The following is an 11,142-nucleotide window of genomic DNA, read 5'->3' as shown; positions in this document are numbered from 1 at the left end:
CCGACTTCGTTGTCGCCCGCCCCGACCAAGAGCACGGCACGGGCCCCCGCCGCCCTGCCGCGCACCTCGCGCAGCCGGGCCAGGCACACGGTGGCGAGCGCCGCGGAGGCGACGGACATGAGGTCGGCGCCGCCCTCGACCCGGGCGGCGTCGGCACGGGCGACGTCCTCCGGCGCCCAGGCGGGGAGCAGGAACGGCCCTAGCGGGTCGGTGGCGTCACGACCGGGCGCCTCCACCGCCGACAGACCGACCGACGGGCCGACCGGGCGTCCCACCGGCCTCAGCCCTCGGCGACGCAGGTCGCCGAGGCGATGCCCGCGTCGTGGGACAGGCTCAGGTGCAGCCGGGTGACCCCGAGCTCGGTCATCCGTGCGGCGACCGTGCCGGTCGCCCGGACCGTGGGGGCGGCCCCGACCTCGCGGGTCACGGTGCAGTCGTGCCAGCGCATCCCTACCGGCGCGCCGAGGGCCTTGGCGATCGCCTCCTTGGCGGCGAACCGGGCCGCCAGGGACGCCGGGGGCAGGTCGCGCTCCTCGGGCGTGAACAGCCGCGTCCGCAGCCCGGGCGTACGACCCACCTGCGCCATGAAGCGCGCGACGTCGACGACGTCCGTGCCGACCCCGACGATCACCGGGGCCCCCGCGCCGGGCCGCTCACTCGACGGTCACGCTCTTGGCGAGGTTGCGGGGCTGGTCGACGTCCAGGCCCTTGGCCGTCGCCAGCTCGCACGCGAACACCTGCAGCGGCACGACGGTGACCAGCGGGGCGAGCAGCGGCGGCGTCGCGGGCACGCGGATGACCTCCTCCGCGTACGGCACGACCTCGTCGTCGCCCTCCTCGGCGATGACGATGGTGCGCGCCCCGCGGGCACGGATCTCCTGGATGTTGGAGATGACCTTGCTGTGGACCGAGCCGGGCCCGTGCGGGCTCGGCACGACGACGAAGACGGGCTGGCCGGGCTCGATCAGCGCGATCGGGCCGTGCTTGAGCTCCCCGGCGGCGAAGCCCTCGGCGTGGATGTAGGCGAGCTCCTTGAGCTTGAGCGCGCCCTCGAGCGCGACCGGGTAGCCGACGTGGCGGCCGAGGAAGAGGACGGAGCGGGTGTCGGCCATCCAGCGGGCGATCCGGCGGACCTCCTCGGAGCCGTCGAGCACCTTCTGCACCTTGTCCGGCACGGCCTGCAGCTCGCGCATCACCTCGGCGATGTCCGCGGGGTCCATCTGCTTGCGCACCTGGGCCAGGTAGAGCCCGAGCAGGTAGGTGGCGGTGATCTGGGCGAGGAAGGCCTTGGTGCTGGCGACCGCGACCTCGGGGCCCGCGTGGGTGTAGAGCACGCCGTCGGACTCCCGCGGCACCGTCGAGCCGTGGGTGTTGCAGATCGCGAGCACCCGGGCGCCCAGCTGCCGCGCGTGGCGGACGGCCATGAGGGTGTCCATCGTCTCGCCGGACTGGGTGATGGCGACCACGAGCGTGCGCGGGCCGACGACGGGCTCCCGGTAGCGGAACTCGTGGGAGTACTCGACCTCGACGGGCAGCCGCGCCCACCGCTCGATGGCGTACTTGGCGACCATGCCCGCGTAGCAGGAGGTGCCGCAGGAGACGATGACGACCTTGTCGACCTGGGCGAGCACGTCCTCGTCCAGGCGCATCTCGTCCAGCACGAGCCGGCCGTCCAGGTCGGAGCGGGCGCGGAGGGTGTCGGCGACCGCCTGCGGCTGCTCGTCGATCTCCTTGGCCATGAACGTCGCGTAGCCGCCCTTCTCGGCGGCGGCGGCGTCCCACGTCACCCGGAACGGGCGGCCCTGGACGGGCACCCCGTCGAAGCCGGTGATGGTGAATCCGTCGGGGCGGGCCTCGACGACCTGGTCCTCCCCCAGCTCGACGGCGTCGCGGGTGTGGTCGATGAACGCGGCGACGTCGCTGCCCAGGTAGGTGGCGTCCTCGGACACGCCGACGACCAGCGGCGAGCTGCGGCGGGCGCCCACGACGACGTCGGGGGTGCGACGCCACACCGCGAGCAGGGTGTAGGCGCCCTCGAGCCGGACGACGACCTCGCGCATGGCACCGGCCAGGTCCGTGCCGCCCTCGGCGAGGCGCCGGGCGAGCAGGTGGGCGACGACCTCGGTGTCGGTCTCCGACGCCAGCTCGACGCCGGCCGCGGTGAGCTCCGCGCGGAGCAGGGCGAAGTTCTCGATGATCCCGTTGTGGATGACGGCGACCTCGCCGTCCTCCGACACGTGGGGGTGGGCGTTGGCGTCGGTCGGCCCGCCGTGCGTGGCCCAGCGGGTGTGCCCGATGCCGGCGGGGGCCGAGAACGCGGCCACGGGGGTGTCGGTCTCGGCGGCGGTGACGGCGTCGACCAGGCGCGCCAGGCGGCCCGAGCGCTTGGTGACGTGGATGCCGTCGGCGTCCAGCAGGGCGACGCCCGCGGAGTCGTAGCCGCGGTACTCCAGCCGCCGCAGCCCGCCCAGCACCACGTCCAGCGCCTTCGGCGCCCCAGCCCTGCCGCTGACCCCGACGATGCCGCACATGGTCGCCGAGTGTAGGAGCCCGGCGGGCGCCGGGGCTGCCGCCGGGCCGGGGACGGGCAGGATGGACGGGTGGCCGCCCTCCCGCCCGTGCCGACCTCCGCCCCGGAGGTCCCCGCCCCCGCGCCCGGGGACGACGGTGCCGCGGCCTCGCCCTTCGTGGAGTTCGACCGCGAGCAGTGGTCCCGGCTGCGGCGCAGCACCCCCCTGACCCTGGGCCCGGACGACGTCGCGCGGCTGCAGGGCCTCGGCGACCGGGTCGACCTGGGTGAGGTGCAGGAGGTCTACCTCCCGCTGTCGCGCCTGCTCACCCTCTACGTCGAGGCCAACGACGGCCTGCGCGAGGCCACCTCGACGTTCCTCGGGGAGCACCCGCCCGCCCGCACGCCCTACGTCATCGGCGTCGCGGGCTCCGTGGCGGTGGGCAAGTCGACGACGGCCCGGCTGCTGCGGGAGATGCTGTCGCGCTGGCCCACGACGCCGCGGGTCGAGCTGGTCACCACGGACGGCTTCCTCTACCCCAACGCCGAGCTCGAGCGCCGCGGGCTCATGGGCCGCAAGGGCTTCCCGGAGTCCTACGACCGGCGGGCGCTGCTGCGCTTCGTCCAGGCCGTGAAGTCCGGCCGGTCACGGGTGACCGCGCCGGTGTACTCGCACCTCACCTACGACATCGTCCCCGGCGCCGAGGTCACCGTGCGCCGCCCCGACATCCTCGTGGTGGAGGGGCTCAACGTCCTGCAGCCGGCGCGGGTGCGCAGCGACGGCCGCCAGGGGGTCGCCGTCAGCGACTTCTTCGACTTCTCCATCTACGTCGACGCCCGGGTGGACGACGTCCGCTCCTGGTACGTCGACCGCTTCCTCCGGCTGCGCGAGACCGCCTTCGCCCGGCCGGAGTCGTACTTCCGCCGCTACGCCGGCCTGTCCGACGACGAGGCGCGGGAGACCGCCGAGCGGATCTGGCACGACATCAACGAGCGGAACCTGCGCGAGAACGTCCTGCCCACGCGCGGCCGGGCGAGCCTGGTGCTCACCAAGGGTCCCGACCACTCGGTCCGGCGGGTCCGGCTGCGCAAGGTGTGAGGCTCAGGTCAGCTTGAGCTGCCACAGCGGGTAGAGCGCGACCGGGACGAACCCCATGGCCCGGTTGACCCGGAGCATCGGCCCGTTCTCCAGCGCGTTCCAGGTCTGCACCCGGCGGACCTCCGGCATGGCGGCCTCCACGGCGCGGAGGTTCGCGGCCTTGACGACGATGCCGAGCCGGCGGCCCCGGTGGTCGGGGTCGACGATGGTGTCGAACTGGTAGGCGATGGTGGGGCTGCGGCGGTCGCGGCCGATCTCGCTGAAGGCGACCATCGTGCCGCTGGCCTCGTGCACCGCGCCGGCGCCCACGACGCTCAGGCCGCGCTCCGCCCAGTCGGCGTAGGTGTCGCGCACGCGCTGGGCGTCCCACACCTCGGGGCGCCAGTCCATGTCGCCGAGCGGCGGGTCGGTGCTCATCCGGGCGGCCAGTGCGGCGCGGTCGTCGAGCAGGTCCTCCGGCGGGCAGCCGGTCCACGACCTCGTCGTGTAGCCGTCGGCGTGGGCGCCGACCTCGGCCTCGACGGCGGCGAGGACGTCCTGGTCCACCGGGAGCCGGACCTGGCTGCGCAGCTCGGTCTGCACCACGACGGCGCCCGCGGCGGCGGCGAACGACGTCCCCGGCCCCGGCAGCCCGCGCGTGCTCACGGTGACGTCGGCGACGGCGCGCTCGTGCAGGGCCCAGGTCTCCTCCGCGCCCAACCGCACCACGGTGCCGCTGACGACGGTGTCGCGGCCCTCGGCACGCATCATGTCGACGACCCGCCCCAGCAGCGCCCGGGCGTGCCCCCGGCCGCGGTGCGACGCCGCGGTGCCGAGCTCGAGCTCGACGAGGTGGGTGTTGTCGCGCACGGGCAGGAACGCCTTGGCGACGGCGACGACGCGGTCCTCGTCGAGCACCACCCAGGCGACCTGGTGCCCGTTGTGGGTCTGCCAGGACGCGGCGTGCCAGTCCGGGTCCTGCGGCTCGAAGTCGTCGCCGACGGCCTCGCGGTCGAGGTCCTCGAGCAGGCGGACCATCCCGGCGAAGTGCGGGGAGGTCGGGTCGACGTCGACGAGCGGGTGCGCTGCGGTGGTCACGGGACCACGGTCGTGCGGGTGCCGCACCCGGCGCAACGCCTTTTCCGACGACCGTCCGCCGCGCGCGGGGCGGTGGGACAGTGCAGGACCAGGAGCCCGTGCGGAGGGCCGGGCGTCAGGCCAGGGTGAGGCGGGACCGCACGACGTCGGCGATGGCGCGGGCGTGGCGCTCGGCGCCCTCGATGTCCGGCGCCTCGACCATGACGCGGACGAGGGGCTCGGTGCCGGAGGCCCGGAGCAGCACCCGGCCGGTGCGGCCCAGCTCGCGCTCGGCGGCGGCGACGGCCTCGGTGACGGCCTCGTCGGTGCGCACGCCGGCCTTGTCGACGCCGGCGACGTTGAGCAGCACCTGCGGCAGCCGCGTGACGACCCCGGCGAGCTCGCGCAGGCTGCGCCCGGTCGTCGCGACCTGGTGCAGCAGCTGCATGGCCGTGAGCAGGCCGTCGCCGGTGGTGTTCCAGCGCGGCAGGATGACGTGGCCGGACTGCTCGCCGCCGAGCGTCCAGCCGCCCTCGCGCATCGCCTCCAGCACGTAGCGGTCCCCCACGCCGGTGGTGACCAGGGCGATGCCCTGCTCCTCCAGCGCCAGGTGCAGGCCGAGGTTGCTCATGACGGTGGCGACGACGGTGTCCTCGTGCAGCTGGCCGGCGTCGCGCATGGCGACGGCGAGCACGGCGAGGATCTGGTCGCCGTCGACAGTCTCGCCGGTGTGGTCCACGGCCAGGCAGCGGTCCGCGTCGCCGTCGAACGCCACGCCGACGTCGGCCCCGGCGGCGACGACCGCCTGCTGCAGCGGGCCCAGGTGCGTGCTGCCGTAGCCGTCGTTGATGTTGAGGCCGTCGGGGTCGGCGCCGATGACGTGGACCGTGGCGCCGGCGGTGCGCAGCGCGAACGGTGCTGCGGTGGACGCCGCGCCGTGGGCGCAGTCCACGACGACGGTGAGCCCGGCCAGCGGGGTGCGGCCCGGGAGCGAGGCCACGCAGTGCGCGGCGTAGGCCTGCGCGGCGCCCGGGTCCGGGGCGACCCGGCCGACGCCGGCGCCGGTGGGGCGTTCCCAGCGCCGGCCGACCAGCTCGGTGATCGCGTCCTCGACGTCGTCGGCGAGCTTGCGACCGAAGCGGTCGAAGAACTTGATGCCGTTGTCGGGCATCGGGTTGTGCGAGGCGGAGATCATCACCGCCAGGTCCACGTCGGGACGGCTCGCCACCAGGTGGGCGAGCCCCGGCGTGGGGATGACGCCGGCGTCCAGGACGTCCACGCCGGCGCTGGCGAGGCCGGCCGAGACCGCGGCGGCGAGGAACTCGCCGGAGGCACGCGGGTCCCGGCCCAGCAGCGCCCGGGGGCGCAGGCCGGTCTCGGGGCGGCCCTCGATGAGGACGTGCGCCGCCGCGACCGACAGGTCCAGCGCCAGCTCGGCGGTCACGTCGACGTTGGCACGGCCGCGGACGCCGTCCGTGCCGAAGATCCTCGTCATGCGTGAGCCGCCGAGCCGCGCGCCGGGCGCGTCAGCGCTTGCTGTACTGGGGAGCCTTGCGGGCCTTCTTGAGCCCGGCCTTCTTGCGCTCGACCGCACGGGGGTCGCGCGTGAGGAAGCCGGCCTTCTTGAGGGTGGCGCGGTTCGCCTCGACATCGATGCCGTTGAGCGAGCGCGCGATCGCCAGGCGCAGCGCGCCGGCCTGGCCGTGGGGGCCGCCACCGCCGATGCGGGCGATGACGTCGAACCGGCCCTCGGTCTCGGTCACCGAGAAGGGGTCGTTGACCTCCTGCTGGTGGACCTTGTTGGGGAAGTAGTCCTCGAGCGTGCGCCCGTTGACCGTCCACTGGCCGGAGCCGGGGACGATGCGCACCCGGGCGATGGCCTTCTTGCGACGGCCGACGGCCGCGCCGGGGGCGGTGATGCTCTGCCCGCCGGACTTGGTCTCCACGACCGACTCGGTCGTGTAGGTCCCGCTGAACTCCTCGGGCGCCTCGTCGGTGTCCGTGCCGGACTCGGGGGCGTCGGTGGTGACGTCGACCACGTGTTGTTCCTACTTCCTCAGGCTCTGGACGTGCTCGGGCTGACGCGTCACTGCGCGGTCTGGCTGATCTGGTACGGCTGCGGCTGCTGGGCCGCGTGGGGGTGCTCGGGGCCCGCGTAGACCTTGAGCTTGCCCAGCATCTGCCGGCCCAGGGTGTTCTTGGGCAGCATGCCCGCGATCGCCTTCTCGACGGCGCGGGTGGGCTTGGTGGCGAGGAGCTCGGTGTAACCCACCGCCTTGAGGCCGCCCGGGAAGCCCGAGTGGCGGTAGGCGATCTTCTGGTCGCGCTTGGAGCCCGTCAGCGCGACCTCGGCCGCGTTGACGACGATGACGTAGTCGCCGGTGTCCACGTGCGGCGCGTAGACGGCCTTGTGCTTGCCGCGCAGCAGCTGGGCGACCTGGCTGGCCAGACGGCCCAGGACGACGTCGGAGGCGTCGATGACGAGCCACTGACGCTCGACGTCGTCGTGTCGGGGTGTGTACGTGCGCACAGGTCTACCTCGTCCAGCCGGTCTCGATCGTGGTTTCGCCCCGCCGGGTCCTGGCCCTGGGGGCCGGGTCTCTCGGGCGGTGCAGGCGGGCACGCGGTGCGTGCACGCAACAGCGTCCAACGGTACGGGGCCGCAGGTCCCGGGGTCAAAACGCCCGGGCCCGTCGCGCGGCCACGACCGGGCTCACCGTACCCGCTCCACCCGCCGGACGTCCCAGACGGCCTCGGGCACCTCGCGCACGCGGCCGTCGGTGCCGACGAGCAGGAACCGGTCGAACCCGCGCGCGAACCAGCGGTCGTGGGTGACGGCGAGCACCGTGCCGCGGAACGCCGCCAGCCCCTCCTCCAGCGCCTCCGCCGAGTGCAGGTCGAGGTTGTCCGTCGGCTCGTCGAGCAGCAGCAGCGTGCAGCCGGACAGCTCGAGCAGCAGCACCTGGAAGCGCGCCTGCTGCCCGCCGGACAGCACCTCGAAGCGCTGCTCCGCCGCCCCGGCCAGGCCGTAGCGGTCCAGCACGCGGCTGGCCGGCTCGCGGGGCAGGCCGTCGCGGTGGTCGTCGCCGCGGTGCAGCACCTCCAGCAGGGTCCGGCCGAGGAGGTGGCCGGCGCCGTCGGTCTGGGCGAACCAGCCGGGCCGCACGCGCGCCCCGAGCCGGGCGACGCCCTCGTGCCGGACCGGGGCGACCGGGCGACCGACCGGCAGGTGCTCGGGACCGGGGTCGGACCCGCCGGCGGCGAGCAGGCGGAGCAGGTGGGACTTGCCCGAGCCGTTGGAGCCCAGGACGGCGACCCGGTCGCCGAACCACACCTCGAGGTCGAACGGCTCCACCAGCGGCAGCCCGTCCGGGGTCTGCAGCACGAGCTGCTCGCAGACGACGGCGCGCTTGCCGGTCCTGGCCCCGCGCAGGCGCATGGTCACCTGCTGCGTCTGGGGCAGGGCCGGGGGCGGGCCGGCCTCATCGAACCTCCGGAGCCGGGTCTGCGCGGCCTGGTACTGCGACGCCAGGCCGTCGTTGGAGGCGGCGCCCACCTTGTACCGCAGCACGAGGGCGACGAGCTTCTCCCGCTCCTCGTCCCAGCGCCGGTGCAGCTCGGCCAGGCGGGCGCCGCGCTCCTCGCGCGCGGTGCGCCAGGTGGCGAAGCCGCTGCCGTGCACCCAGGCCGTGGCCCCGGCCGCCCCGGGCTCCAGCGTGACGACGCGGTCGGCGGCGCGGGCCAGGAGCTCCCGGTCGTGCGACACCAGCAGGACCGCCTTCGGGGTCTCGCGCAGCCGCTCCTCGAGCCAGGTCTTGCCCGGCACGTCGAGGTAGTTGTCCGGCTCGTCGAGCACGAGGACGTCCTGCGGGCCGCGCAGCAGCGCCTCCAGGACGAGCCGCTTCTGCTCCCCGCCGGACAGCGAGGCGGCGTCCCGGCCGCGGGCGCGCTCGTACCCCACGCCCAGGGCGGCCTGGCAGACCCGGTCGAGGAGGTTCTCGTGCTCGTACCCGCCGGCGTCGCCGTAGTCCGACAGCGCCTGGGCGTAGCGCATCTGCACGGGCTCGCTGTCGTCGTCCATGAGCGCGATCTCCGCGGCGTCGACCGCGTGGGCGGCGTCCCGCACCCGGGGCGGGGCGACCGAGCGCAGCAGCAGCTCGACGGTCACCACGCCGTCGGCGTCGGGTGCGACGGGGCCGTCCTCGCCCCGGCCGACCGTGCCGACGAGCTGGTGCATGACGCCCAGCTGGCCGGAGTGCACGACGCTGCCGGTGTCCGGGGACAGCTGCCCGGTGACCAGCCGCAGGACGGTCGTCTTGCCCACCCCGTTGGGGCCGACGAGCGCGGTCGTCCGGCCCTCGGGCACGGAGAACGAGACCTCGGACAGCAGCGGCCGACCGTCGGGCAGCACCCACCCCACCTGCACGACGTCGACATGGCCCACGGGCGCCGATCATGCCTGCCCGCCGGCCCGTGGGGCGACGGGGTTACCCGGTGCAGGGGGTCCCGGGCGCAGGCCCGGCGTCGCCGGCGTCCTGCGGGCTCCTGCTCAGGGCCGGCGGGCCTCCTCGGCGACCGCGTCCATGGCGGCGTCCACCTCGGCGAACGACGTCGACAGCGGCGACAGGCCCACCCGCAGCAGGTCCGGGTGGCGGAAGTCCGCGAGGACGCCCCGCCGGGCGAGCCGGTCGACGACCTCCCGGGCACCCGGGCCCGACAGCACGACGTGGCTGCCGCGGCGGGCGTCCTCGCGCGGCGTCGCGACCTGCCAGCCGACCGGGACCAGGTCCGTCTCCGCCCGCTCCAGCACCCGCCGGGTGAGCAGCACCGACTTGGCCCGCACGGCGGCCACCCCTGCCTCGGCGACGAGCCGGACGCCCTCCTGCACCGCGACGACCCCGGGCACCACCGGCGTGCCGGACAGCATGCGCCGGACGCCGGCCGCGGGGACGTGCTCGTGCGCCATGGCGAACACGTCGTCGGCGCCGAACCAGCCGGGGACCGGGTTGACCAGCCGGTCGTGGTGGCGGGCGGCGGCGTAGAGGTACGCCGGGGCGCCGGGCCCGCCGCACAGGTACTTGTACGTGCAGCCGACCGCGAGGTCGACGTCGTCGGCGTCCAGGGCGAGCGGGACGACGCCCGCGGAGTGCGACAGGTCCCACACCACGACGGCGCCCGCGTCGTGCACGGCGGCGGTCACCGCCCGGAGGTCGGCCAGTGCGGCGCTGCGGTAGTCCACGTGGCTGAGCAGCACGACGGCCGTCCCGGGGCCCACGGCGGCCCGCACCTGCTCGGCGGTGACCGGCTCCGTGGGGCGCGGCACGACCTCCTGCAGCCGCAGCCCGCGGGCCCGGGCCACCTCGGTGGCCAGGTAGCGGTCGGTCGGGAAGTCGCCGCCGAGCACGACGAGCCCGTCGCGGTCGGGCCGCAGCGCCGCCGCCGCGTGCAGCGCCTTGAACAGCAGCACGCTCGTGGAGTCGGCCACCACGGTCTGGCCGGGGGCCGCACCGAGCACCGCGGCACCGAGCTCGTCGCCGACCCGGGTGGGCAGGTCGACCCAGTGCTCCCAGCTGCCGATGAGCCCGGCCGCCCACTCCTCGCGGTACAGCCGCTCCAGCCGGTCGAGGGTCGCGCGGGGCGCCCGGCCCAGGGAGTTGCCGTCCAGGTAGGCCGCGGGTCCCCCGTCCAGGACGAACCGCTCGCGGAACCCGGCCAGCGGGTCGGCGGCGTCCAGCTGCGCGGCGTCCAGGGGGGTCACCCGGGGGATGCTGCCAGGCCGCTCCCCCGGACCGCGCGACCAGGGCCCACCCGGCGGTACCCATCCCGGCGGTGCCCACCCGGGCGGGGCTCACCCGGGCGGGGCTCACCCCATCTCGACCGGCTCGCCCGTCGGGCGCTTCCAGTACCCCCAGGGGAACGTCACGGGCCCGACCGGCAGCCAGCCGCCCGCGGCCAGGCGCCGCGCGGCGGCGGGCGACCACAGGGCCCGCCGGTGCTCCCACACCGTGCCCGAGGCCTCGACCACGTGGTACAGCGGGCCGAAGTCGACGAGGTGCCAGCCGCGCCGGCCCTCGCGCTCGAGCACGCCCATCTCGTCGAAGGCGGTGAGGGGCGTGAGCACGCGCCGGTCGGGCCCGGCGCCCGCCGGCGGCCCGGGGACCCCGAAGCGCTGCTGGGCGGCCTGCCGGCTCACCCCGAGCAGCCTGCCGACCGTGTCCCAGCTGTGGCCCGCCCCGCGCGCGGCGGTCACGGCCTCCTGCAGCAGGCGGCTGGTCTGCTCCGCGGCGGTCCTGCTGGCGAGCACGAGCGCCAGCGAGGCCGCCGGGTCCTCGGCGATGCGCTCGCGCAGGCCCGGCGACGCCGACAGCACCGCCTCGGTGACCGCGTCGCGCAGCCGGTCGGCGGCGTCCGCGTCGAGGACGGGCCCGTCGGGTCCTGCCGGCTGGTCCGGCCCCCCGGGCGCGCCGTCCGGCCGGGC

At 75.6% G+C, this 11,142-nt stretch carries 10 protein-coding genes and 1 pseudogene; 1 reads left to right on the top strand and 10 read right to left on the bottom strand.

The annotated features are described in order from the left end of the window. The 3 genes and pseudogenes from WCS02_RS12625 to glmS all read right to left on the bottom strand — a co-directional run. Positions 1-275: pseudogene (locus WCS02_RS12625) on the bottom strand (hypothetical protein); the annotation flags it as partial. A gap of 5 nt (positions 276-280) precedes the next feature. Next, the gene (locus WCS02_RS12620; protein WP_340293728.1) at positions 281-631 is read right to left on the bottom strand and encodes a holo-ACP synthase; all 351 of its coding nucleotides are present in this window, start codon (positions 629-631) and stop codon (positions 281-283) included. Positions 632-653: 22 nt separating this feature from the next. Next, positions 654-2,531 carry a glutamine--fructose-6-phosphate transaminase (isomerizing) gene (glmS, locus tag WCS02_RS12615; protein WP_340293726.1) on the bottom strand — a complete coding sequence of 626 codons (1,878 nt, stop codon included), beginning with the start codon at positions 2,529-2,531 and terminating at the stop codon, positions 654-656. Between the two features lie 87 nt (positions 2,532-2,618). On the opposite strand from glmS, the gene coaA reads away from it, so the two are divergent. Further along, positions 2,619-3,608, top strand: a complete 990-nt coding sequence (gene coaA / locus WCS02_RS12610; protein WP_340293730.1) for a type I pantothenate kinase — start codon at positions 2,619-2,621, stop codon at positions 3,606-3,608. A 3-nt stretch (positions 3,609-3,611) separates the two neighbouring features. On the opposite strand, the gene WCS02_RS12605 is transcribed toward coaA, so the two are convergent. The 7 genes from WCS02_RS12605 to WCS02_RS12575 all read right to left on the bottom strand — a co-directional run. Continuing rightward, entirely contained in the window at positions 3,612-4,685 is a 1,074-nt protein-coding gene (locus WCS02_RS12605; protein ID WP_340293724.1) for a GNAT family N-acetyltransferase, read from the bottom strand. A 115-nt stretch (positions 4,686-4,800) separates the two neighbouring features. Beyond that, entirely contained in the window at positions 4,801-6,159 is a 1,359-nt protein-coding gene (gene glmM / locus WCS02_RS12600) for a phosphoglucosamine mutase (protein ID WP_340293722.1), read from the bottom strand. Positions 6,160-6,190: 31 nt separating this feature from the next. Continuing rightward, the gene (rpsI, locus tag WCS02_RS12595) at positions 6,191-6,703 is read right to left on the bottom strand and encodes a 30S ribosomal protein S9 (protein ID WP_340293720.1); all 513 of its coding nucleotides are present in this window, start codon (positions 6,701-6,703) and stop codon (positions 6,191-6,193) included. Between the two features lie 47 nt (positions 6,704-6,750). Then, entirely contained in the window at positions 6,751-7,194 is a 444-nt protein-coding gene (rplM, locus tag WCS02_RS12590) for a 50S ribosomal protein L13 (protein ID WP_340293718.1), read from the bottom strand. A gap of 183 nt (positions 7,195-7,377) precedes the next feature. After that, complete coding sequence (locus tag WCS02_RS12585) at positions 7,378-9,108, bottom strand: ABC-F family ATP-binding cassette domain-containing protein (RefSeq protein WP_340293716.1); 1,731 nt, start codon at positions 9,106-9,108, stop codon at positions 7,378-7,380. Between the two features lie 105 nt (positions 9,109-9,213). Continuing rightward, entirely contained in the window at positions 9,214-10,422 is a 1,209-nt protein-coding gene (locus tag WCS02_RS12580) for a kynureninase (RefSeq protein WP_340293714.1), read from the bottom strand. 105 nt (positions 10,423-10,527) lie between these two features. Beyond that, positions 10,528-11,142 (bottom strand): hypothetical protein (locus WCS02_RS12575; RefSeq protein ID WP_340293712.1); only part of this gene is annotated, 615 nt, incomplete at its 5' end.

The organism is Aquipuribacter hungaricus (assembly GCF_037860755.1).
Classification (GTDB): Bacteria; Actinomycetota; Actinomycetes; order Actinomycetales; family JBBAYJ01; genus Aquipuribacter; species Aquipuribacter hungaricus.
Note: the sequence above shows the minus strand (reverse complement) of the source record. Positions and strands in the feature narration are given on the sequence as shown.

Coding starts and splice junctions, on each gene's coding strand:
- glmS (WP_340293726.1), bottom strand. CDS start 2,531: ATGTGCGGCATCGTCGGGGTCAGCGGCAGGGCTGGGGCGCCGAAGGCG.
- glmM (WP_340293722.1), bottom strand. CDS start 6,159: ATGACGAGGATCTTCGGCACGGACGGCGTCCGCGGCCGTGCCAACGTC.